Below are 22,758 nucleotides of genomic sequence, written 5' to 3'. Positions count from 1 at the left end.
CAGCGCGTCGCACCGTCGCGCGCGCATCGACGGACGCTGGCAAGGAGAACACATGCAACGACGTGCCCTGGTTTCCCTCGCCGCCCTCGCGGCTCTCGGCGTCGCGGGCTGCGCGACGCCCGTGGCCGACCCCCAGGCCGTGCTGCGCCAGGCCGATGCGGCCATGGGCGGCACGCAACTCAAGACGCTGCGCTTCGCCGCCAACGGCACCGGTGGCACCTTCGGCCAGGCCTTCCTGCCCGGCCAGCCGTGGCCGCGCATCAACGTTCCCACCTTCGCGCGCTGGATCGACTACGACAACGCCGCGATGCGCGAGGACTCGGTGCGCACGCGCGCCGAGCCCACGGGCGGCGGCGCGCTGCCGCTGATGGGCACCGGCGAGCAGCGCGTGTCCGCCTGGGTGCGCGGCACCCAGGCCTGGAACATGGTGGGCCCGGCGCCGCAGCCAGCGCCGGTGGCGCTCGATGGCCGCATCCACGACCTGTGGACCACGCCGCACGGCGTGATCAAGGCGGCGCTGCGCAACAACGCGACGGTGCGTTCCGAGGGCGGCCTGAACGTCGTCTCGTTCACCGAGCCGGGCCGCTACCGCGCCACGGCCTATGTGGGCGCGGACGGCCTGGTGCAGCGCGTCGACTCGGTGATGCCGCACCCGGTGACGGGCGACACGCCGGTCAGCACGGTGTATTCGGGCTGGCGCGACTGGGGCGGCGTGAAGTTTCCGGCGCGCATCCAGCAGACCCAGGGCGGCCATCCGGTGTACGACCTGACGGTGACCGAGGTGCAGGCCAATCCGGCGCTCGACATGCCGGTGCCGCCGCTGGTGAGCGCGTTCAGCGAGAAGGTGGATTCGCAGCAGGTCGCCCCGGGCGTGTGGTACCTCGCCGGCGGATCGCACCACAGCGTGCTGGTGGAGTTCGCCGACCACCTGATGCTGATCGAAAGCCCGCTGTACGACGGCCGCGCGCAGGCGGTGCTGGCCGAGGCGCGCCGGCTGGTGCCCAACAAGCCGATCCGCTATGTCGTCAACTCGCACCACCACTTCGACCACGCGGGCGGCCTGCGCACGGCGGCCGGCAACGGCGCGACGCTGGTCGTGAGCGAGCAGGCGCGTCCGTGGTACGAGCGGGCGTTCGCCACGCCCAACGCGATCCGCCCGGACGTGCTGCAGCAGTCCGGCCGCCGCCCGACGCTCACGGGCGTGAACGGCTCGCGCACCTTCAGCGACGGCACGCGCACGGTGGAAGTCCGCTTCATCGAAGGCAGCGTGCACGCACAGGGCTTCATGATGGCGTGGCTGCCGCGCGAACGCCTGCTGGTCGAAGCCGACGCCTTCACCCCGGGCGCGCCCAACACGCCGCCGCCCTCGCCGCCGAACGCGAACAACGTGAACCTGGCGGACAACGTGGAGCGCCAGGGCTGGAACCCGGAGCGCATCCTGCCGCTGCACGGCCGGGTCGTGCCCTATACGGAACTGCGCACGGCGATCGGGCGAAGCTGAAGGCGGACAGCCGGACGCAGAGGACGCGAAGGGTACGCAGAGGACGCAAAAGAAACCTTCAAAGTTTTCTTTGTCCCTTTTGCGTCCTCTGCGTACCCTTTGCGCCCTCTGCGTCCGGCTGTCCGGTTTTCAGCCTTGCTTCGCCTTGCGCCGCTCGCGCAAGGCCAGCACCTCGCCCACGATGCCCCGGCGGAACGCCAGCACGCAGACCACGAAGATGGCGCCGATGATCACCGTCACCCAGGCGCCCACCTTGTCGGCCAGCGTGTCCTGCAGCGAGATCACCAGGCCGGCGCCGATCACGGGCCCCAGGAAGGTCCCCACGCCGCCCAGCAGGCTCATGAGGATCACCTCGCCGGACATCGTCCAGTCCACGTCGGTCAGCGAGGCCAGGCCCATCACCAGGCACTTGAGCGAGCCGGCCAGGCCCGACAGCGCGGCCGAGAGCACGAACGCCAGCAGCTTGTAACGGTCCACCTCGTAGCCCAGCGAGATCGCCCGCGGCTCGTTCTCGCGGATCATCTTGAGCACCTGCCCGAAGGGCGAGGTGACGATGCGCAGGATGGCGAGGAAGCAGGCGACGAAGATCGTCAGCACCACGTAGTACATGACCGTGTCGTTGGCCAGCGGCAGCACGCCGAAGAGCGCGCCGCGCGGCACCGCCTGCAGGCCGTCCTCGCCGCCGGTGAACGGCGCCTGCAGGCAGACGAAGAACACCATCTGCGCCAGCGCCAGCGTGATCATGGCGAAGTAGATGCCCTGACGGCGGATCGCGACGAGTCCGAACACGAGCCCGAGCAGGGCGGCGACGGCGGTGCCCCCCAGGATGCCGAGCAGTGGCGTCCACGCCTGCGTCTTCACGATCCAGCCCGTGACGTAGGCGCTGAAGCCGAAGAAGGCCGCGTGCCCGAAGGACAGCAGACCGGTGAATCCGAGCAGCAGGTTGAACGCGCAGGCGAACAGGGCGAAGCACAGCGCCTTCATCACGAACACCGGGTACAGGCCGATCAGCGGCGCCGCGATCAGCAGCGCGAGCAGCACCAGGTACGTGACGCGCACCGCGGGGTTCATGCGCGCGTGCACGGCGGTCGCCGGATCGACCGGCTGCGCCGGGACCTCGGCGACGACGGCGGAAGTCGTGTTCATGTCAGGCTTCCTTTCCGAACAGGCCGGCGGGGCGCACCATGAGGACGATCACCATGATGACGAACACGACGACGTTGGAGGCTTCGGGATAGAACACGCGGGTGAAGCCCTCGACGATGCCGAGCAGCAGGCCGGTGATGACGGAGCCCAGGATGGAGCCCATGCCGCCGATCACCACCACCGCGAACACCACGATGATCAGGCTCGATCCCATCACGGGCCGCACCTGCACCACCGGCGCGGCGAGCACCCCGGCCAGCGCCGCCAGCGCGACGCCGGCGCCGTAGGTGAGCGTGACCATCAGCGGCACGTTGACGCCGAAGGCCTGCACCAGCTTGGCGTTCTCGGTGCCGGCGCGCAGGTAGGCCCCCAGCCGCGTGCGCTCGATCAGGTACCAGGTGCCGAGGCACACCGTGATGGAGGCGAACACCACCCAGGCGCGGTAGTTGGGCAGCACCATGAAGCCGAGGTTGGTGGAGCCGGCCAGCAGTTCCGGCACCGGATACGACTGGCCCGAGACGCCGTACTGGTCGCGGAAGATCCCTTCCAGGATCAGCGACAGCCCGAAGGTGAGCAGGAGGCCGTAGAGCGGGTCGAGCCCGTACAGCCTCTTGAGGAAGAAGCGTTCGATCAGCACGCCGAGCGCACCGACCAGCAGGGGCGCGAGCGCGAGCGCGGCCCAGTAGTTCACGCCCCATTTGTCCAGCATGATCCACGCGGCGAACGCGCCCAGCATGTACAGGGCGCCGTGGGCGAAATTGACGATGTCGAGCAGGCCGAAGATGACGGCGAGCCCGAGGCTCAGCATGGCGTAGAACGCGCCGTTCACGAGGCCGAGCATCAGCTGGCCCAGGAAGGCCTGCAGCGGGATGCCAAAGATTTCGGTCATGGGGGCAGGAGAGAGGCCGGCCCCTCGCGGGGCCGGCGGGTCACATCAGTTCAGGGGTCACTTCCACATCGCGCACTTGCTCTCGGCCTTGGTGGTCCAGGCTTCCTCGCCCTTGAACACCTGCACGACCTTGTAGTAGTCCCACGGCTCGGTGGATTCCTTGGGGGTCTTCACCTGCATCAGGTACATGTCGTGGATCACGCGGCCGTCGCCACGCACCCAGCCGTTCTTCATGAAGACGTTGTTGAACTTCGCCTTCTTCATGTGGCCCAGCACCTTCTCGGTGTCGTCGCTGTTCACGGCCTTCACCGCGTTCAGGTATTCCAGGGCGGCCGAGTAGTCGCCGGCCTGCACGGACGACGGCATGCGCTTCATCTTGTCGAAGAACTTGCGCGCCCAGGCGCGGGTTTCCTGGCTCTGGTTCCAGTACCAGGAGTCCGTCAGGTACATGCCCTGCGTGGTGGCCAGGCCCAGCGAGTGGATGTCGTTGATGAACACCAGCAGGCCCGCCAGCTTCATCGTCTTGGTGATGCCGAACTCGTTGGCGGCCTTGATCGAGTTGATCGTGTCGCCGCCCGCGTTGGCCAGGCCCAGGATCTGGGCCTTGCTGCCCTGCGCCTGCAGCAGGAAGGAGGAGAAGTCGCTGGCGTTCAGCGGCGCCCTCACGGAGCCCACCACCTTGCCGCCGTTGGCTTCGACCACCCGGGTGGTGTCGGCCTGCAGCTGGTGGCCGAAGGCGTAGTCGGCGGTCAGGAAGTACCAGGTCTTGCCGCCCTGCTTGACCACCGCACCGCCCGTGCCCTTGGCGAGCGCGGTGGTGTCGTAGGCCCAGTGCAGCGTGTAGGGCGAGCACTGCTCGTTGGTCAGCGCGGAGGTCGCGGCGCCCACGGAGATGAAGGGCTTCTTCTTCTCCTGCGCCACCTTGGCCATGGCCAGGTTGGTGCCGGAGTTGGTGCCGCCGATCAGCATGTCGACGCCCTGGGTGTCGAACCACTCGCGGGCCTTCGTCGCGGCGACGTCGGGCTTGTTCTGGTGGTCGGCGGAGATCACCTCGATCTTCTTGCCGCCGATGGCGCCTCCCATGTCGGCGATGGCCATGCGGACCGCTTCCACCGTGCCCTGGCCGCCGATGTCCGCGTACACGCTGGACATGTCGGTGATCACGCCGATGCGGATCACGTCGCCGGAGATCTGGGCCTGCGCGGGGGCCGCCGCGCCGAACAGGGCGGCCGCGCCCAACGCCACGGCCCCAAACGTCTTCTTCACTCTCATGACTTCTCCTTTGGTCAAAAGCGCCTGGCGTCGTCAGACACCGAGGTATTCGTTGAGCATCGCGGTATTGGCCGCGAGCTCGTCCTGACGGAACTCGCGCACCATGCGCCCATGCTCCATCACGTAGAACCGGTCCGCCAGCGGCGCGGCGAAGCGGAAATTCTGTTCCACCAGCACGATGGTGTAGCCCTTGGCCTTGAGCGTGCGGATGGTCTCGGCGAGCTTCTGCACGATCACCGGCGCGAGGCCTTCGGAGATCTCGTCGAGCAGCAGCAGGCGCGCGCCGGTGCGCAGGATGCGCGCCACGGCCAGCATCTGCTGCTCGCCGCCCGACAGGCGCGTGCCGGGGCTCGTCGCGCGCTCCTTCAGGTTCGGGAACATGTCGTAGATCTCGGCGACCGTCATGCCGCCCTGCGCGATGTCCGGCGGCAGCAGCAGGTTCTCCTCGGCCGACAGGCTGGAGAAGATGCCGCGCTCCTCGGGGCAGTAGCCCACGCCCAGCCGCGCGATGCGGTGCGGCGGCAGCTTGATCGTCTCGGTGCCGCGGATGCGGATGGAGCCCTTGCGCGTGCCGGTGAGTCCCATGATCGCGCGCAGCGTGGTGGTGCGGCCGGCGCCGTTGCGCCCCAGCAGCGAGACCACCTCGCCCTCGTTGACGCTCATGCTCACGCCGTGCAGCACGTGCGATTCGCCGTACCAGGCGTGCAGGTCGTCGATGCGGACCAGCTCGTTGCCTGCCATGTCAATGGGCTCCCTGCAGTTCGGCTTCGGTCGAGCCCATGTAGGCCTCGATCACCTGCGGGTTGCGCGACACCTCGGCGTAGGGACCGTCGGCGATCACGGCGCCGCGCTGCAGCACCGTGATGCGGTCGGCGATCTTCGACACCACGTTCATGTTGTGTTCGACCATCAGGATCGTGCGGCCGGCCGACACCTTCTTGATCAGGTCCGTCACGCGCGACACGTCCTCGTGGCCCATGCCCTGCGTGGGTTCGTCCAGCAGCATCAGCTCGGGCTCGAGCGCCATGGTCGTCGCGAGCTCGAGCGCGCGCTTGCGGCCATAGGGCAGGTTCACCGTCAGCTCGTCGGCGAAGTCCTGCAGGTCCACCGTCGCCAGCAGTTCCAGCGCGCGGCCATGCAGGCCGTGGAGCGAGCGTTCCGGCTTCCAGAAGTGGAAGGACGTGCCCAGGTTGCGCTGCAGCGCGGCGCGCACGTTCTCCATGGCCGTGAGGTGCGGGAACACGGCGGAGATCTGGAACGAGCGCACGATGCCGCGGCGCGCCGTCTGCGCCGGCCGCTCGTGCGTGATGTCGGTGCCCAGGTAGCGGATGGTGCCGCGCGTGGGCGCGAGGAACTTGGTCAGCAGGTTGAAGAAGGTCGTCTTGCCCGCGCCGTTCGGGCCGATCAGGGCATGGATGTCGCCGCGCCTGACGGTCAGGTCCACGTTGTTCACGGCGACGAAGCCCTTGAACTCCTTGGTGAGGCCCTGGGTTTCCAGGATCGTTTCAGCGGACAAGCAATCTCCTCCAGGACGTGAACGTGGCCGCGCGTATGGTGCTCATCGTGCTGCACCGCGGGAAGAGGGTCCAACCCTAGGTAGTTCCGCGTGCGCGGCCGTGAGCCTTGCAGGACGCTGACTCGACGACGCGGCAGGCGACAATCTGGCGCAACAGACAGGAGAGTCCCATGGGCGACGAACGCGTGCGGGTGGAGATCGACGGCGAGGGCGTGGCCGACGTGGCGCTGGTGCGCGTCGACAAGATGAATGCGCTGGACACGGCCATGTTCCAGGCCCTGATCGACGCCATCGCGCGCCTGCGCACGGAGCCGAAAGTTCGCGCGGTGGTGCTGCACGGCGAGGGCCGCGCGTTCTGCGCCGGGCTGGACAAGGCGAGCCTGCAAGGCATCGCGACGGCCGCGGCGGGCATCGGCGACCTGGTGCCGCGCACGCACGGCCTGGCCAACTTCTGGCAGCAGGTCGCCTGGGGCTGGCGCGAGCTGCCCGTGCCGGTGATCGCGGCGGTGCACGGCGTGGCCTTCGGCGGCGGCCTGCAGATCGCCCTCGGTGCCGATGTCCGCCTCGTGCATGCGCACGCGCAGCTCTCCGTGATGGAGGTGAAGTGGGGCCTGGTGCCGGACATGGCCGGCTGCGTGCTGCTCACGCAGCTGTGCCGCGCCGACGTGGCGCGCGATTTGACGTTCACGGGGCGCGTGGTGTCCGGCACCGAGGCCGTGACGCTCGGCCTCGCCACGCGCGTGAGCGACGATCCGCTGGCGGATGCTCGCGCGATGGCGCGGCAGATCGCCAACAGCAATCCCGATGCGATCCGGGCGGCCAAGCGCTTGTTGAACACCGCGACGCCAGTCGACGCGGCGCGGGTGCTGGTTTCAGAAGCGTTCGAACAGCAGCGGCTGATCGGCAGCGCGAACCAGAGGGAGGCGGTGCAGGCGCAGGTGGAGGCAAGGGTGCCGGTGTTTCGTTGAGCAGCGCGCCGGCCCCTGCGTCGGTCCCGCCCCATCGGATGCCTCCGACCCGGACCAGGACGTGACCGTCCGCCTGAGACGGACAGCCACGGACTGGTCCGGCCCGAGCGGCGCGAACGTCCACCGAACACGGCCCCGGAGCGGTCCGCCGGGGCCGATCAACCATCTCGACGACCTCGACTTGGCAATGGTGGCCGTTGGCCGCCTTTCCTTTGGTCTTCCCGCAAAGCGGCGAAGAACAATGGAAAAGCGCCGCAATGCGGCGCTTCCCTGGGTCCCCGCCTGCGCGGGGACGACGGAGTCTCACATCAGCGCACGACCAGCCGCGCCCCCGCGCTAGCCGCCCTGGCCTGCCCGATCACCGCCGCCTGCCCGAACCCATGCTGGCGGAAGACCGCCAGCACCTGCTCCACGCTCTGCGGCGTGCACGACACCAGCAGCCCGCCGCTCGTCTGCGGATCGGTCAGCAGCGCGTGGTCCGCCTCGGCGAAGCCGGCCGGCAGCGCGACGTCGGCGCCATAGCCCGCCCAGTTCCGCCCGGAGGCCCCGGTGACGAAGCCGGCCTGCGCCAGCTCGCGCACGCCCTGCAGCAGCGGCACCTTGTTCCACTCGATCTCGATCGAGAGCTTGGCGCCGCGCGCCAGCTCGAGGCCATGGCCCGCCAGGCCGAAGCCGGTGACGTCGGTCAGCGCATGCACGCCGTCGATGGCCGCCAGCTCGGGGCCGGGGGTGTTCAGGCGCGTGGTCGTGGCGATCATCCGCTCGTAGCCGGCGGCATCGAGCTGCTCCTTCTTCAGCGCGGCCGACAGCACGCCCACGCCCAGCGGCTTGCCCAGCACGAGGACGTCGCCAGCGCGCGCGTCGGCATTGCGCTTCACGCGCTTCGGATGCACCAGCCCCAGCGCGACCAGCCCGTAGATCGGCTCGACCGAATCGATCGTGTGGCCGCCCGCGATCGGGATGCCGGCCGCCTTGCAGACCGATTCGCCGCCTTCGAGGATGCGGGCGATGGTGGCGGTGGACAGCACGCTGATCGGCATGCCCACCAGCGCCAGCGCCATGATCGGCTTGCCGCCCATGGCGTACACGTCGGAGATGGCGTTGGTGGCCGCGATGCGGCCGAAGTCGTACGGGTCGTCGACGATCGGCATGAAGAAGTCCGTCGTCGCGATCAGCGCCTGTTCCTCGTTGAGCTTGTAGACGGCCGCGTCGTCGGCGGTTTCGATGCCCACCAGCAGCTCGGGCGGCACCGGCAGGCGCGCCGTGCCCTTGAGGATCTCGGAAAGCACGCCGGGCGCGATCTTGCAGCCGCAGCCGCCCCCGTGCGACAGGGAGGTCAGGCGCGGTTCGACGGTCGGCAGGGGTGCGTTCATGGGACGGATTCCAGTTCTTCCAGGAGGTTCAGGAGCGCGCTGCGCTCCGCGGCCGCATCGAACAGCGGCGCGCGCAGGGCGCATTGTGCGGCCAGCCGTCCGAGCAGGTGCGCCGCGGGGTTTTCGGCCTGCTGCCCGGCCCGGCAGGCCTGCAGCAGTTGCGCCAGCATGCCGGCATCCCCGTGCGGGAAGTAGCCCTCGTAGTCGCGCCCCAGCATGCCGACGTTGCCCGGCACGCGGCTGGCCAGCACCGGGGTGCCGCAGCGCACCGCTTCCAGGATCACGTGCGCGCCGCCCTCCAGCGCGCTCGGATGCACCAGCACGTGCGCGCGGCGGATCTCCTCCAGGGCCTGCGCATGCGGCAGCCCGCCCAGCCATTCGTAGTTCGGGCAGTCGCGTTGGGCGGCCCGTGCCTCGTCGCCGAGGACAGGTTCTGCCGTGGCATCGCCGATGTGGCGGATGCGGATGTCGCCGCGCCGGCACAGCAGCCGCGCAACGGCGAACAGCGTCTGCGGCGATTTCACCTGGCGCAGGTGGCCCACCGCGACGGCGGTGAGCTCGCCGCCGTCCTTGGGCAGCGGGGGCAGGGCGGGGCTGGACTGGTAGATCACGCGCGTCTTGCCGCGCAGCCAGGCCGGCAAGGCCTCGGGCCCGCATTCCTGCAGCACGACCAGGCGCTGCGCGAGCTCGAGCGAATGCCGGGCCGCGGCGTCGGCCAGGATGTCCTGGTAGAGGTCGGTGCCGGTCAGGATCACCGCGAGCCCCTGGCCGGGGTGGGCTTGCGCCCAGGCCGCGATGGGGCCAGCGGAGCGGCGGGCGTGCAGGGCCAGCATGAGATCGTCCGACGCGGCCTCCGCGTCCGGCCAGGCCTTGGTGATGCGCACCGGATGCGTGCCGGCCAGCAGTTCCTGCCAGCGCCGCGCCGTGCGCCAGTTGCCGTTGTTGGCGTCGGCGAGGGCGGGGCTTACGATGACGACCGATGAGGACCGGGACATCCGAGGGTTATAGCGTGGCCGCGGCCACCGAGGCGCTGGCCTTGCGGCAAGGCCCCCCGGCGGCCGTGCGTTCCGCGCTCCTCGCCGCGCGCGAGCGCACCCTGGGGCTGGCGCAGGACTACCTCGAAGCCCTCGGGCCCGCGCCGCATGTGCCCTATGCCGCCGAACTGAATCCGCCGCTGTGGGAACTGGGGCACGTCGGCTGGTTCCAGGAGTGGTGGCTGGCGCGCAACCCCCAGCGCCACCTGGGCGTCCGCGCCGATCCGGGCGTGGCCCGGCCGCCGTCGATCCTGCCCGATGCGGACGACCGGTACGACTCCAGCCGGGTGGCGCACCGCAGCCGCTGGGAACTGCCGCTCCCCGATGCCGGGGGCACGCGGGCCTACCTGGCGCAGACGCTGGAGCGCACGCTGCACCTGCTCGATGCGCTGGACTCGCCCGACGACCAGGCCCTGTACTTCTTCCGCCTGGCCGCGGCGCACGAACAGATGCACGCCGAGGCCGCGGTGTACATGGCCGAGGGCCTGGGCATACCGCTGCGCGAGAGCGTGGAGCCGGCGCAGGTGCAGGAAGGGGCGCAGCTGACCGTCGGCCCCTTGCGTTTCGGCCTGGGCACGAGCTGCGCGGGCTTCGCCTTCGACAACGAACTGCCGGCCCACGAGGTGGAGCTCGCGCGCTACGCGATCGATGCGGCCCCGGTGACCTGGGGCGCCTTCCTGCCCTTCCTGGAGGCGGGCGGCTACGACAACGGGCAATGGTGGACGCCTCAGGGCTGGGCCTGGCTCGCCACGCTGCGCCAGCGCCGTCCCGCCGGCCTGCGCCGCGGTGCCGGCGGCTGGGAGCAGATGCGCCACGGGGGGTGGCACCCGGTGCTCCCGCAGGAGGTGGCGCTGCACGTGAGTGCCCACGAAGCCGATGCCTGGTGCCGCTGGGCCGGCCGCCGCCTGCCCACGGAAGCCGAGTGGGAGTGCGCGGCGCTCACCCAGCCGCGCTTTCGCTGGGGCCAGGCGTGGGAGTGGACGGCCAGCCCCTTCGAGCCCTATCCGGGGTTCACCCCGCATCCCTACCGGGACTATTCGCAGCCGTGGTTCGGCACCCGGCGGGTGCTGCGGGGCGCCTCCAGCGCCACGGCGGCCGCCTTGGTCCACGCGCGCTACCGCAACTTCTACGAGCCGCACCGGCGCGACATCTTCGCGGGATTCCGCAGTGCCCGCACGCAGGACTCGCCCTTGCGATCTGCGGTCTAATCGCCGGTTCCTCCACCAGGACCCCACCATGAAGAACAAGACCTTCAGCCGCTTCGTCGCCGCCGCGCTGCTGCTTGCCGCCGCCTTCGCGGCGCAGGCGCAGCAGGTGTTCCGCATCACCGCGATCCCCGACGAATCGCCGACCGAGCTGGCGCGCAAGGCCGAGCCGCTGGCGAAGTACCTGGAAAAGAAGCTCGGCACCAAGGTTGAATTCACACCGGTCACCGACTACGCGGCCGCCGTCGAGGCGCTGGTGAACAAGCAGGTGGACCTGGCGTGGTTCGGCGGCTTCACCTTCGTGCAGGCCAGCCAGCGCTCGGGCGGCAAGATCGTGCCGCTGGTGCAGCGCGAGGAGGACGAGAAGTTCCGCTCCGTCTTCATCACCACCAACCCGGCGATCCGCTCGCTGGCGGACCTCAAGGGGCACAACTTCAGCTTCGGCTCGCAATCGAGCACCTCCGGCCACCTGATGCCCCGCAGCTTCCTGCTGTCCGCGGGCATCGACCCCGACCGCGACCTCAAGCGGGTCGCGTATTCCGGCGCCCACGACGCCACCGTGGCGGCGGTCGCCTCGGGCAAGGTGGACGCCGGTGCGCTCAACATCTCCGTGTGGGAGAAGCTGGTCGCCGACAAGAAGGTCGATCCCGCCAAGGTGCGCGTGTTCTACACCACGCCGACCTACTTCGACTACAACTGGAGCGTGCACGCCGACATGCCCGCCGCCACGCGCGAGAAGCTGGCGCGCGCCTTCCTCGAACTGTCGCCCGGGACGCCGGAGGGCAAGGAAATCCTCGGCCTGCAGCGCGCCACGCGCTTCCTGCCCACCAAGGCCGACAACTACAAGGGCATCGAGGGCGCGGCGCGCAACGCGGGCCTCCTGAAGTAGATGAAGCTCAGCCTGCACGCCCTCTCCGGGCGGCACCCGGCCGCGAGCCCGGGGGCCTGCCCCGCGCTCAAGCGCCTGAGCCTCGAAGTCGAGGCGGGGGAGCAGCTTGCCGTGATCGGCCCTTCCGGCGCGGGCAAGACCACGCTGCTGCAGCTGCTGGCGTGCGCGCTCAAGCCCGACGCCGGCACCCTGCTGCTCGATGGCCAGAACCCGTGGCAGTTGCCCACGCGCCGCCTGCAGCAGTTGCGCGGCACGCTGTTCCTGGCGCCGCAGGTGCCGCCGCTGCCGCCGCGGCAGCGCGTGGTGACCTCGGTGCTGGCCGGCCGCCTGCCGCAGCAAGGCCTGTGGTCGAGCCTGCGCAGCCTGGTGTACCCGACCGGCATCGCGCAGGCCGATGCCGCGCTGGCGCGCTTCGATCTCTCGGACAAGCTGTTCGCGCGCGTCGACCGCCTCTCGGGCGGCGAGCGCCAGCGCGTCGGCCTCGCGCGCGCCTTGCTGTCGCGCTCGCGCCTGTTGCTGGTCGACGAGCCGCTGTCCGCGCTCGACCCCGCGCGCGCCGCGCAGGCCGTCGCCACCCTCACCGCCGCGGGACGCGAGAGCGGCGCCACGGTCGTCGCCACGCTGCACGACGTGCCGATGGCCGTGCAGCATTTCCCGCGCATCGTGGGCCTGCGCGAGGGGCAGCTGGTGTTCGACCTGCCGGCCTGGCGCATCACGCCGGACCTGCTGCAGGACCTCTACGCGCAGGAGGCGCAGCCCGGGCCCGCGCCCGCGCTGCCGCTGGACGAGCCGCAGCCGCGCGCCGTGCCCATGAACTGCCGCTGACGCGATGGCTGCCGTCCTTGCGCGCCCGCCGCAGGAGCGCGATCCGGCCTGGATCGCCCGCCTGGCGTGGGCGCTCGCCGGCCTGGTGCTGCTGTGGCCGCTCGTGGTGTGGACCGAGTTCAAGCCCTGGCAGCTGCTGGATCCGGACAGCCTCCGGCCCACGCTGCACTTCCTGGCCGGCTTCGTGCCGCCGCGGCTCGACGCCGAATTCCTGCTGCTGGTCGCGCGCGAGACCTGGCGCACGGTGGCGATCGCGACGGCGGGCCTCACGCTGGCGCTGCTGCTGGCCCTGCCGCTCACGCTGCTGTCCGTGCGCGCGCTGTCGGTCTCGGGGCTGGCGGGCCGCATGGCGCCGCTGCCGGCCGGCGTGCGCTTCGCCCTGCGCGGCCTGATGGTGGTGCTGCGCAGCGTGCCGGAGCTGATCTGGGCGCTGGTGTTCGTGCGCGTGGTCGGCCTCGGGCCCACGGCGGGCGTGCTGGCCATCGGCCTCACCTACGGCGGCATGCTGGGCAAGGTCTACGGCGAGATCCTGGAAAGCGGCGATGCGCATGCCACCACTTCGCTGCTGCGCAACGGCGCCGGCCGCCTGCAGGCCTTCTTCTACGGCCTGCTGCCGGAGAACGCGGCGGAGCTGACCAGCTACACGGTGTACCGGTGGGAATGCGCGATCCGCTCGTCCGCGGTGCTGGGCTTCGTCGGCGCCGGCGGCCTCGGGCAGCAGATGGATTCCTCGATGAAGATGTTCAACGGCGGCGAGGTCGCCACCATGCTGGTGGTGTTCGTGCTGCTGGTGGCCGGCGCGGACCGCCTGAGCGCCTGGCTGCGCCGCGTGCTGGCATGAGCAAGCCGATGGCCCGCATCCCGCCGCAGCCCGCCGCCAACGAGGTGTACCGGCTGCCGCCGAAGCTGTTCGACGCGCGCTGCCGCGCCTGCTGGTTCGTGGCCGCGGCGCTGGCGCTGGTCGTCGCGAGCTTCTGGTCGCTGGACCTGCAGTGGGCGCGCTTCCTGTCGGCCGATGCCCTGGCGCGCATGGGCCGCTTCGGGGCCGAACTGCTGTCGCCCAATGTGCGATCGGCCTTCCTGGCGAAGCTGCTGCCGGCGGCGGCGGAGACGCTGGCCATGTCCATGCTCGGCACGCTGCTCGCCGCCGTCGCCGGCCTGCTGCTCGCGCTGCCCGCCAGCAAGCTGCATGCGGACGATCGCGCGCGCTGGCGCGCCCCGGCGCGGCTGCTGCTCAACGTGCTGCGCAGCGTGCCCGAGCTGATGTGGGCGGTGCTGCTGCTGATCGCCGCCGGCCTCGGCCCCTTCGCCGGCACGCTGGCATTGGCCGTCCACACCACCGGCGTGCTGGGGCGCCTGTTCGCCGAGAGCATCGAGAACGCCGCGCCCGGGCCGGCTTTCGCGCTGCGCGTGCGCGGCGTGCCGGAGGGGCGCGTGCTGCTCTATGCGACGCTGCCGCAGGTGCTGCCGCAGCTCCTGAGCTATACGCTGTACCGCTGGGAGAACAACATCCGTGCCGCCGCCATCCTGGGCGTGGTCGGCGCCGGCGGCCTCGGGCAGATGCTGGCCTTCCACCTGGGCCTGTTCCAGATGGCGGAGACCGGCTCGGTGCTCGCCGCGATGATCGTGCTGGTGGCGATCGTCGACATCGCGAGCTATGCCGCGCGGCGGGCGATGTCGCGTTAAGGGCAGGGATACGGACAGCCGGACGCAGAGGGCGCAAAGGGTACGCAGAGGACGCAAAAGAAAACCTTCTAAAGTTTTCTTTGTCTTTTTTGCGTCCTCTGCGTACCCTTCGCGTCCTCTGCGTCCGGCTGTCCGCTTTCAGTCCGCTTTCAGTCCTCTCTCACCGCACCGCCACCGGCTCCCCGAAGCCCTGCCAGGTCTTGCCGTCGAACTTCACCAGCTGCATGGTCTGGAACAGCGCGAAGTCGTTCGGCGCCGTGTCGGCCAGCACGCCCGGCAGCGCCATCGGGATCTGGAAGCCCTTGATGCTGGCGGCCTGCTTCATGACGTTCTCGCGCGTGAGGTTGTTGCCGCACTGCTTCAACAGCTGCACGGTGAGCTGCGCGACGGCCATGGCGTAGGTGCAGTTGCCGTCCATGGGGTCCAGCTCCGGCAGGTTCTTCTTCATGAAGGCGAAGTACTCCTGCATGGCCTTGTCGCTGGCCCACTTCGGGTCGGTCGGGTCCTTGATGTACTGCATGGAAACCAGCCCGACGGACTTGTCGAGGCCGGCGGGCTTGAGCACCGAGCCGACGCTGGACGACACCTGGTTCAGGTAGTGCACCGGCTTCCAGCCGATGTCGGCCACCTTGCGGATCGCCTGCGCGGCGAACTTGGGCGTCGTGATGTTGAAGAAGGTGTCGGCGCCCGAGGACTGCAGCGTCACGATCTGCGAGTCCACCGTGGGATCCGTCACCTCGTAGGTCACGGTCTTGACGACCAGCCCCTTGCCCTTCTCGCCCAGGCCTTCCATGAAGCCCTTGAGGTAGTCCTTGCCGTAGTCGTCGTTCTGGTAGAGGATCGCGACCTTCGCGTTGGGCTTCGTGCGCAGGATGTCCTGCGCGTAGAGGCGCCCCTCGCTCTCGTAGTTCGGGTTGAAGCCCAGGGTCCACGGGAAGTTCTTCGGGTCGTTCCACTTCGACGCACCGGTGGCCAGGAAGAGATGCGGCACCTTCTTCTGGTTCATGTACTTGTGGATCGCCGAGTTCGAGGGCGTGCCCAGCGTGCTCACCGTGAACAGCACCTCGTCCTGCTCCACCAGCCGGCGGATCATCTCCACCGCCTTCGGCGGGCTGTAGCCGTCGTCGAGGCTGATGAAGTTGATCTTGCGCCCGCCGATGCCGCCCTGTTCGTTGAGCACCTTGTAGAAGGCCGCTTCCACCTTGCCGATGGTGCCGTAGGCCGAGGCCGGGCCGCTGTACGGAATGGTGTTGCCGATCTTGATCTCGGTGTCGCTGGCGCCGGGACCGTACTGCTTTTGCTGGCCGGCGGCGGGAAGTGCCGCGAGCGCGAGGCCCCCGGCCAGAACGGTGCGTCTTTGGATGCCCATGACAGGTCCTTTCAGGGAGAACGCGGCTGCGAGGCCGCCGTGGAGGCCCGCACCGCGCGGCGCTGCAAGCGCTGCGAGGCCAGGCGCATTGCGCCCGCGATGCCGGTGGGCATCACGTACATGAACGCGATCATCAGCGCGCCGTAGATCGCCCACGGCGCTGCCTTGGAGATCTGGTCGGCGACGTTCGGGACGAACTGGATGAACAGGGCACCCCAGATCGCGCCGGTGATCGAGGCCAGCCCGCCCACCACCATGCCGACCACGAAGGAGATCGACAGGAAGATGGTGAAGCTGTCGGGCGCGACGAAGGCCACCGCGATGGCACCCAGGGCACCGGCGACGCCGGTGAACATCGCGCTGACGCCGAAGGCGAGCGACTTGTACAGGGCGCTGTCGATGCCCATCGTCGAGGCCGCGATGGGGTGGTCGCGGATCGCGATCAGCGCCCGGCCGACGCGTCCGCGCAGCAGGTTCCACGCGAGCACGAACATGATCACCGTCACCGCGAGGGTGAACAGGTACAGCCAGCGGTCGGCATTGAGCTTCAGGCCCAGGAGGGAAGCGAACGGCGGATCGGGCTTGATCAGCGAGATGCCCTGCACGCCGCCCGTCCAGGCCTCCAGGTGCTTGTACTTCAGCAACTGCGGCAGCGCCACGCCCAGCGCGAAGGTGGCCAGCGCGAGGTACACGCCTTCGAGCCGCAGCGCCGGCAGCCCGAACAGGAAGCCCGCCAGCAGGCACACCGCGCCCGCGGCGGGGATGCACAGCCAGTAGGGCACGTTGTACTGGTCCATCAGGATGGCGGTCACGTAGGCGCCGATCGCGTAGAAGGCGCCGTGCCCCAGCGAGATCTGGCCGTTGTAGCCTGTGAGGATGTTCAGCCCGAGCAGCGCGATCGCGTAGATCAGCACCATCGTGAGCTGGAACACGCGGTAGTTGCTCACCACGAAGGGCAGGGCTGCGGCCAGCAGCACCAGCACGACGGCCATGACCGTCCAGCGCAGGGACCAGCCGCGCACGCCCCCCGACGCCTGCGCCGGCGCGAGGGGAGCGAGTTCCGGAGTGGTGACCGCGTCCATGCGTTCAGACCCGCTGCACGATCACGCGGCCGAACAGGCCCGCGGGCTTGACCACCAGCACGCCCACGATCAGCACCAGCGCCACCGTGAGCTTCAGCTCGGTCCCGATCAGGTAGGCGCCCACCAGGTTCTCCAGCACGCCGACGATGAAGCCGCCCACCACCGCGCCGCCGGGGCTGTCGATGCCCCCCATCAGCGCGGCGGCGAAGGCATAGAGGATCACGCCCGTCATCATGTTCGGATCCAGGAACACGATGGGGGCCACCATCATGCCGGCCGTCGCGCCGATCGCCGCGGCCAGCCCCCAGCCGAGCGCCAGCATCCAGCCGACGCGGATGCCCACCAGCCGGCTCGACTCGGGGTTCTGCGCCGCCGCGCGCATCGCCAGGCCCAGCGGCGTGAAGCGGAAGAACAGGTACACCAGCAGCAGCACGACCAGCGTGACCCCGATCGCGCCCAGCTCGTGGGCCGAGACGATGGTCAGGCCGAAGGGCGCCGTGCTCGGGAACGGGCTGGGGAAGGACTTGATGGTGTACGTGAAGATCCAGCCTGCGAGGCTGTTGAGGATCAGCAGCAGCGCGATGAACACGACGACGACCGTCAGCACCGGCGCGCGCTCCACCGGGCGGATCAGGATGCGCTCGATCGCCACGCCCAGCACGAAGGCGAGCACCACGGTCGCGACGAAGGCGACCCAGTACGGCCAGCCCGCCTGCAGCATCGTCCAGCACAGGTAGGTGGAGAACATCGCCATCTCGCCCTGCGCGAAGTTCACGAGGCGCGTGGCGTTGTGGATCATCACGAGCGCCAGCGCCAGGCTGGCATAGATGCCGCCGGTGGCGAGCCCCGCGAAGACCTGGTGCAGGAAGGCGTCCATGCTTCAGTAGCCCAGATACGCGCGGCGCACCGCGTCGTCGTTCATCAGGTCGGTGCCGCTGCCGGAGCGCACCAGGCGGCCGGTCTCCAGCAGGTGGGCGTGGTCCGCCAGGCGCAGCGCCATCGCGGCGTTCTGCTCCACCAGCAGGATCGTCACCTTCTGCGCTGCGTTGATCTCCTTCATCACCGCGAAGATCTCCTTGACCACCAGCGGCGCGAGGCCGAACGAAGGCTCGTCCAGCAGCAGCAGGCGCGGGCGCAGCATCAGCGCGCGCGCCACCGCCAGCATCTGCTGCTGCCCGCCCGAGAGCGTGCCGGCCTGCTGGTGGCGCCGCTCGGCCAGGATGGGGAACAGCTGGTACATGCGCTCGAAGTCCTGCTCGAGGCCGCCGCGCTCGCGCCGGGCATAGGCGCCCAGGCGCAGGTTCTCCTCGGTGCTGAGGTCGGTGAAGGTGCCGCGGCCGTCGGGCACGTGGGCGACGCCTAGGCGCACGATGTCCTCGGTGGCGCGGCCGTCGATGCGCTCGCCGGCGAAGCGCACCTCCCCGCTGGTGCGGACCATGCCGCAGATGGCGCGCAGCGTGGTCGTCTTGCCCGCGCCGTTGGCGCCCAGCAGGGCGGTGATGCTGCCCTCCTCGATCTCGAAGTCCAGCCCGTGCAGCACCTGCGTGGGGCCGTAGCCCGCGTGCAGTCCGCGCACCTGCAGCAGCGGGGCGGCCATCAGGCCTCCGCTCCCAGGTAGGCCTGGATCAGGTCGGCGTTGCGCTGCACCTGCGCGGGCGTTCCCTCGGCTATCTTGCGGCCGAAGCTCAGCGCCACCACGTGGTCGGACACGCTCATCACCAGGCCCATGTGGTGCTCCACCAGCAGCACGGTGAGCTGGAACTGGTCGCGGATGGCACGGATCAGGCTGCCGAGCGCGCCCACCTCCTCGTGGTTCAGGCCGGCGGCCGGCTCGTCCAGCAGCAGCAGGGTGGGCTGGCTCGCCAGCGCGCGCCCGAGCTCCACGCGCTTGCGCGTGCCGAAGGGGAGTTCCGCCACGCGCTGCTGCGCCACGGCCTCCAGGCCGAGGAAGCGCACCAGCTCGGTGGCCCGGCGGGTGCATGCATCCTCCTCCGCCGCCACGCCCGGCAGTCGCAGCGCATGCGCGAGGAAACCCTTCTTCGTGCGCGCGTGCAGGCCGACCTTGATGTTGTCGAGCACCGTCATGCTGGCGAACAGGGCCAGGTTCTGGAACGTGCGGCCGATGCCCAGCGCCGCCACGCGGTGCCGCGCCATCGTCTCCAGCGGCCGGCCGTCGAAGGTGATGGAGCCTTCGCGGTATTCGTACAGGCGCGACAGGCAGTTGAAGAGGGTGGTCTTGCCGGCGCCGTTGGGACCGATCAGGCCCGTGACCTGCCCGCGCGCGACGTCGAAGGAAACGTGGTCGAGCGCAGTGATGCCGCGAAAGCGCACGCACAGGTCGCGCACCGCGAGCAGCGGACCGGCCGTGGCTGCCGGGGACTGGACTGTGTGCGTTTCCTGGCGAACCTGCAAGGGCGGGACCTCGGCCGGGCGGAAGAGGCCTGCATGCTTTCACGCAAACCCGCCGTATCGAATGGTGTTTTCCCGCAGGGTGTCGCGTGGGGGGCAGGGCGTTGGTGTGCGCCGCAGTGAAGGAACTACCGGACGCAGAGAACGCAAAGGGGACGCAGAGGACGCGAAAAAGACATTCTTCTGCTGGATGTCCTTTTGCGTCCTCTGCGTACCCTTCGCGTCCTCTGCGTCCGGCTGTCCGCCTTCCCTGCCTTCTAGCTCAGAGCGACTTCAGGTACTGGACCAGGTCGGCCTGTTCCGATGCGCTCAGGCTCAGCGTCATCCGGTCGTTGTAGCGCGTGACCACGTCGGCCAGCGTCTTCGCCGAGCCGTCGTGGAAGTACGGCGCGTGCTGCCACACGCCGCGCAGCGGGGTCGTGCGGTACTGCTTGGTCGCGGAGCGGTCCGCATGCGTGGGAGCCGTTTCCAGGGCCATGGAGTCGGACTGCGGGTGCAGCCGCTCGTTGGCGTCGGTGAAGCTGGGACCGCTGTGGCAGGTGGAGCAGCGCGCCTTGCCGTTGAACAGCGCGAAACCGCGCACCGCCGCGAGGCCGTCGAAGGAATTGGCGGGCGGCGCCGGCGGCAGCAGCGAGAGCTGGTAGGCCTGCAGCGCGGGCAGCTTGGCGCTCACCAGGTCGTCGGTGCCGTTGGTGATGTTCAGGTTCAGGCGCGGCTCGGTGAAGTTGCCGTGGCCGCCGAACTGGGTGACCGCCACGTAGCGGTTCCAGTAGGCGATGTCGTTGCCGTCGCCGGTGAAGGTGGTCTTGTTCAGGCCTTGCAGGCCGTAGGCCGGCGGGATCACGCTCGGCTTGCTGATGCCGTCGCCGTGCAGCGGCGTGCCGCCATCGACGATGTTGAAGCGCGCGTCGTACATGCCCGGGCCCCAGGACTGGTAGGCGGCCTTCACCGCCGCCAGCTCCGGTGCCTGCAGCAAGGGCGATAGCGCGATGATCGCGCCGACGTTGAGGTCGCGGTTGGGCCAGCCGTCGAGGCGCTTGCCGATGCCCTTGGCGAAGCTGTCGTCCACCGTGGAGTGGCAGATGGCGCAGGTGACGCCCAGGCGCACGAGGCGGTCCTGGCCGTTGATGGTCTGCACGTCGCCCTTGAGGCCGATCACGGCGTTGAGCTTCAGCAGCGCCACGGTCGTCTTCGGGTCGGTCAGGGAGATGGTCTTGTTCTGGATGCCTTGCACCACCGCGGCCGGCAGCGCAGTGGCGTCGACCTTGAGCCCGACGGCCAGCGCGGTCGTCGGATCGACCGCCTGCTCGACGGGCTCGTTCAGCCGCAGGACGTCGGTGAAGAAGGACTCGTCGCCGAAGGTTTCCGAGCGGAACACCGCCTGCCCCTGCGCGACCAGGGTCGGGTCGGGGGCCGAACCGTTATCGCCGCCGCCGCCACCGCAACTGGCGAGCGAGAGCGCGGCCGTGCCGGCGAGCGCCAGCAGCGAGGGACGGGGAAGTCTGGACAACAGGTTTGCGTGCATCAGGGAGCTCCCTACAACCGCCACAGCGGCGGTGACAGGGGCTTAGATGACGCGAGTGGCCCGGGCGTGACGACGGCCGCGCAAATATCCGACTAGGGCTTACCCGAAGTCTTGCCGTGCTCGGCCAGCAGTGCGCGCGCCAGCGCGGCCTTCGGCCCTTCGGCCCACACGAGCCCCATGCGCCGCACGGGCGCCGGTGCCGGCAAGGGGATGCGCAGCACGTCCAGGCCTTCCGGCCAGGGCGGCGTCCAGTCCGGCACCAGCGCGACGCCGAGGCCCTGGTGCACGAAGGATGCGATCGCATTGAGGTGGTCGATCTCGATGCGCTCCTGCGGCTGGATGTGATGTTCGCGCAGCCACGCATCGGCCATGCGGCCGCCCCACATGCTGCGGTCGTAGCGGATGAAGGGCTCGCTCGCCAGCAGGTCGAGCGCGTCGCGCCCGGCCATCGCCGCCGGCGCGAGCACGCACAGCGGCTCTTCCACCAGCGCCTGCCAGCCGCAGGACTTGGGCAGCGTGAACTGCGGCTCCACGATGATGGCCGCATCGAGGATGCCCGCGGTGACGCGCTGGTACAGCGTGCCCGAGTTGCCCGGTTCCATGTAGACGGCGAGCTTCGGGTGCTTGTCGTACAGCCCGCGCAGCAGCGGCGGCAGCAGGCCGGTGAGCGCGGAGGAGGAGACGCCCAGCCGCCATTCGCCGAAGGGGGCGTCGTCGTTGGCGAGGGCGTGCAGGTTGCGCACGTCGCGCAGCACGCCGCGCGCGTGGTTCAGGATCCGCAGCCCGGATTCGGTGGGCTTGACGGTGCGGCCGGCGCGCCGCACGAGCACGGCCCCCATCGCCTCTTCGAGCGACTTGACGCGCGCGGCCACCGCGGCGGGCGTCAGGTCCAGGCGGCGCGCGGCTTCGGCCATGGAGCCGCAGTCGACCACCATCAGGAAGCTTTGCAGGAACTGCGTGTCCATCCGGAACAAAACTTCATTATCGTTTGAATGTGGAAACGCAGGATTCCTCGCCCCGCCGGATCGCGCCATGATCCGCGCTGGCCTGCCCCCGTGGGGCGGGTCCCGAGCAACAACGGAGACACCATGCAGTTCACGCGCCGCGCCCTGTGCGCCGCCTCCGCCGCCGTCCTGGCGGCCGCCACCCTTCCCGCCCTCGCCGCCGGCTTCCCCGACAAGCCGGTCAAGATCGCCGTCGGTTTCGCCGCCGGCGGCGGCGCCGACATCATCGCGCGCGAGGTGGGCACCCAGATGGGCGTGCAGATCGGCCAGTCCTTCATCGTCGACAACAAGCCGGGCGCCACCGGCACCATCGCCGCCACCTTCGTCGCCAAGTCGCCGGCCGACGGCTACACCATCTTCCTGGGCTCGCAGTCCACGATGCTGGTCGCCCCCGCGATCTATCCGAAGCTGCAGTTCGATCCGCTGAAGGACTTCACGCCCATCAGCATGCTGGTGTCCATGCCCATGATCCTGGCCGTGCACCCCAGCGTGCCGGTGAAGAACATGCAGGAGCTGATCGCGCTGGCCAGGCAGGGCAAGCTGTCCTATGCCTCCGCCGGTTCCGGCGGCCCGCAGCACGTGGCCGGCGAACTGTTCAAGGCCGGCGTGGGCGTCGACATGACGCACATCCCGTACAAGGGCGAGGCGCCGGCCCTGAGCGACGCCGTCGGCGGCCAGGTCCCGGTGCTGTTCTCCAACGTGCCCGCGATCACGCCCTACATCCAGGCCGGCAAGCTGCGCGCCATCGCCGTGACCAGCCTGCAGCGCCATCCCGCCTTCCCCGACGTGCCCACCATCGCCGAGGCCGCCAAGCTGCCCGGCTTCGAGGTGCTGACCTGGTACGGCCTGTTCGCGCCCGCCGGCACGCCCGCGCCCGTGGTGAAGAAGCTGCAGGACGAGGCGATCGCCGCGCTCAAGTCCAGGGATCTGAGCGCCAAGGTCAGCGGCCAGGGCTTCACCATCGTGGGCAGCACGAGCCAGCAATTCACCGACCTGATGAAGGCGCAGGTGCCGCGCATGGACAAGCTGATCCGAGCGGCCAACATCCGCGCCGACTGACCCCCA

General features: G+C 69.8%; 22 protein-coding genes. 8 read left to right on the top strand and 14 right to left on the bottom strand.

Going from position 1 to position 22,758, the window contains the following annotated elements; translation table 11 throughout:
* Positions 1-52 precede the first annotated feature (52 nt).
* On the top strand, positions 53-1,501 hold the full coding sequence (locus WG923_RS01455; protein WP_340349130.1) for an MBL fold metallo-hydrolase: 1,449 nt from the start codon (positions 53-55) through the stop codon (positions 1,499-1,501).
* 129 nt (positions 1,502-1,630) lie between these two features.
* Here WG923_RS01455 and WG923_RS01450 read toward each other — a convergent pair whose 3' ends face one another.
* The 5 genes from WG923_RS01450 to WG923_RS01430 all read right to left on the bottom strand — a co-directional run bounded on the left by WG923_RS01450 (position 1,631) and on the right by WG923_RS01430 (position 6,324).
* Positions 1,631-2,572: a branched-chain amino acid ABC transporter permease gene (locus tag WG923_RS01450; protein WP_340349330.1), complete on the bottom strand. Its 942-nt coding sequence runs from the start codon at positions 2,570-2,572 to the stop codon at positions 1,631-1,633.
* A 76-nt stretch (positions 2,573-2,648) separates the two neighbouring features.
* Positions 2,649-3,536, bottom strand: a complete 888-nt coding sequence (locus WG923_RS01445) for a branched-chain amino acid ABC transporter permease (RefSeq protein WP_340349129.1) — start codon at positions 3,534-3,536, stop codon at positions 2,649-2,651.
* 57 nt (positions 3,537-3,593) lie between these two features.
* On the bottom strand, positions 3,594-4,808 hold the full coding sequence (locus tag WG923_RS01440) for an ABC transporter substrate-binding protein (protein ID WP_340349128.1): 1,215 nt from the start codon (positions 4,806-4,808) through the stop codon (positions 3,594-3,596).
* A 33-nt stretch (positions 4,809-4,841) separates the two neighbouring features.
* On the bottom strand, positions 4,842-5,549 hold the full coding sequence (locus WG923_RS01435; RefSeq protein ID WP_340349127.1) for an ABC transporter ATP-binding protein: 708 nt from the start codon (positions 5,547-5,549) through the stop codon (positions 4,842-4,844).
* A gap of 1 nt (position 5,550) precedes the next feature.
* Positions 5,551-6,324: an ABC transporter ATP-binding protein gene (locus WG923_RS01430; protein ID WP_340349126.1), complete on the bottom strand. Its 774-nt coding sequence runs from the start codon at positions 6,322-6,324 to the stop codon at positions 5,551-5,553.
* A 170-nt stretch (positions 6,325-6,494) separates the two neighbouring features.
* On the opposite strand from WG923_RS01430, the gene WG923_RS01425 reads away from it, so the two are divergent.
* Positions 6,495-7,292: a crotonase/enoyl-CoA hydratase family protein gene (locus WG923_RS01425; protein WP_340349125.1), complete on the top strand. Its 798-nt coding sequence runs from the start codon at positions 6,495-6,497 to the stop codon at positions 7,290-7,292.
* Between the two features lie 308 nt (positions 7,293-7,600).
* Here WG923_RS01425 and selD read toward each other — a convergent pair whose 3' ends face one another.
* Positions 7,601-8,665 (bottom strand): selenide, water dikinase SelD, encoded by a 1,065-nt coding sequence (gene selD / locus WG923_RS01420; RefSeq protein WP_340349124.1) that lies wholly within the window; start codon positions 8,663-8,665, stop codon positions 7,601-7,603.
* Positions 8,662-9,660, bottom strand: coding sequence for a selenoneine biosynthesis selenosugar synthase SenB (gene senB, locus WG923_RS01415; RefSeq protein ID WP_340349123.1), 999 nt, complete (start codon positions 9,658-9,660; stop codon positions 8,662-8,664). The genes selD and senB overlap by 4 nt, the downstream gene beginning before the upstream one ends.
* On the opposite strand from senB, the gene senA reads away from it, so the two are divergent.
* From senA to phnE, 5 genes are read left to right on the top strand one after another with little or no spacing between them, the layout of a single operon-like run.
* Positions 9,645-10,907 carry a selenoneine synthase SenA gene (gene senA, locus WG923_RS01410; RefSeq protein WP_340349122.1) on the top strand — a complete coding sequence of 421 codons (1,263 nt, stop codon included), beginning with the start codon at positions 9,645-9,647 and terminating at the stop codon, positions 10,905-10,907. The genes senB and senA overlap by 16 nt on opposite strands.
* 28 nt (positions 10,908-10,935) lie before the next feature.
* Positions 10,936-11,793, top strand: a complete 858-nt coding sequence (locus tag WG923_RS01405; protein ID WP_340349121.1) for a putative selenate ABC transporter substrate-binding protein — start codon at positions 10,936-10,938, stop codon at positions 11,791-11,793.
* Positions 11,794-12,618 (top strand): phosphonate ABC transporter ATP-binding protein, encoded by an 825-nt coding sequence (locus tag WG923_RS01400; protein ID WP_340349120.1) that lies wholly within the window; start codon positions 11,794-11,796, stop codon positions 12,616-12,618.
* Between the two features lie 4 nt (positions 12,619-12,622).
* The gene (locus WG923_RS01395; RefSeq protein ID WP_340349119.1) at positions 12,623-13,459 is read left to right on the top strand and encodes a PhnE/PtxC family ABC transporter permease; all 837 of its coding nucleotides are present in this window, start codon (positions 12,623-12,625) and stop codon (positions 13,457-13,459) included.
* An 8-nt stretch (positions 13,460-13,467) separates the two neighbouring features.
* On the top strand, positions 13,468-14,304 hold the full coding sequence (phnE, locus tag WG923_RS01390; protein ID WP_340349329.1) for a phosphonate ABC transporter, permease protein PhnE: 837 nt from the start codon (positions 13,468-13,470) through the stop codon (positions 14,302-14,304).
* A 160-nt stretch (positions 14,305-14,464) separates the two neighbouring features.
* On the opposite strand, the gene WG923_RS01385 is transcribed toward phnE, so the two are convergent.
* The 7 genes from WG923_RS01385 to WG923_RS01355 form a co-directional block, all read right to left on the bottom strand.
* Positions 14,465-15,673 (bottom strand): ABC transporter substrate-binding protein, encoded by a 1,209-nt coding sequence (locus tag WG923_RS01385; protein ID WP_340349118.1) that lies wholly within the window; start codon positions 15,671-15,673, stop codon positions 14,465-14,467.
* A gap of 11 nt (positions 15,674-15,684) precedes the next feature.
* A complete protein-coding gene (locus WG923_RS01380; protein WP_445322881.1) occupies positions 15,685-16,755 on the bottom strand; it encodes a branched-chain amino acid ABC transporter permease in 1,071 nt (356 codons plus the stop codon).
* Between the two features lie 4 nt (positions 16,756-16,759).
* On the bottom strand, positions 16,760-17,632 hold the full coding sequence (locus WG923_RS01375) for a branched-chain amino acid ABC transporter permease (protein WP_340349117.1): 873 nt from the start codon (positions 17,630-17,632) through the stop codon (positions 16,760-16,762).
* A gap of 3 nt (positions 17,633-17,635) precedes the next feature.
* Positions 17,636-18,352, bottom strand: coding sequence for an ABC transporter ATP-binding protein (locus WG923_RS01370; protein WP_340349116.1), 717 nt, complete (start codon positions 18,350-18,352; stop codon positions 17,636-17,638).
* Complete coding sequence (locus WG923_RS01365) at positions 18,352-19,167, bottom strand: ABC transporter ATP-binding protein (RefSeq protein ID WP_340349115.1); 816 nt, start codon at positions 19,165-19,167, stop codon at positions 18,352-18,354. Before WG923_RS01365 ends, WG923_RS01370 begins: the two co-directional genes overlap by 1 nt.
* Positions 19,168-19,426: 259 nt before the next feature.
* Positions 19,427-20,674 carry a c-type cytochrome gene (locus WG923_RS01360; protein WP_340349114.1) on the bottom strand — a complete coding sequence of 416 codons (1,248 nt, stop codon included), beginning with the start codon at positions 20,672-20,674 and terminating at the stop codon, positions 19,427-19,429.
* A gap of 107 nt (positions 20,675-20,781) precedes the next feature.
* On the bottom strand, positions 20,782-21,654 hold the full coding sequence (locus WG923_RS01355; protein WP_340349113.1) for a LysR family transcriptional regulator: 873 nt from the start codon (positions 21,652-21,654) through the stop codon (positions 20,782-20,784).
* Positions 21,655-21,777: 123 nt separating this feature from the next.
* Here WG923_RS01355 and WG923_RS01350 point away from each other — a divergent pair, with 123 nt between their 5' ends.
* Positions 21,778-22,752: a tripartite tricarboxylate transporter substrate binding protein gene (locus tag WG923_RS01350; RefSeq protein WP_340349112.1), complete on the top strand. Its 975-nt coding sequence runs from the start codon at positions 21,778-21,780 to the stop codon at positions 22,750-22,752.
* The last annotated feature ends 6 nt before the right edge of the window (positions 22,753-22,758 follow it).

Source organism: Ramlibacter sp. AN1133 (assembly GCF_037890035.1).
In the GTDB taxonomy this organism is placed as follows: domain Bacteria; phylum Pseudomonadota; class Gammaproteobacteria; order Burkholderiales; family Burkholderiaceae_C; genus Ramlibacter.
This window is presented reverse-complemented; position numbering and strand designations above follow the sequence as displayed.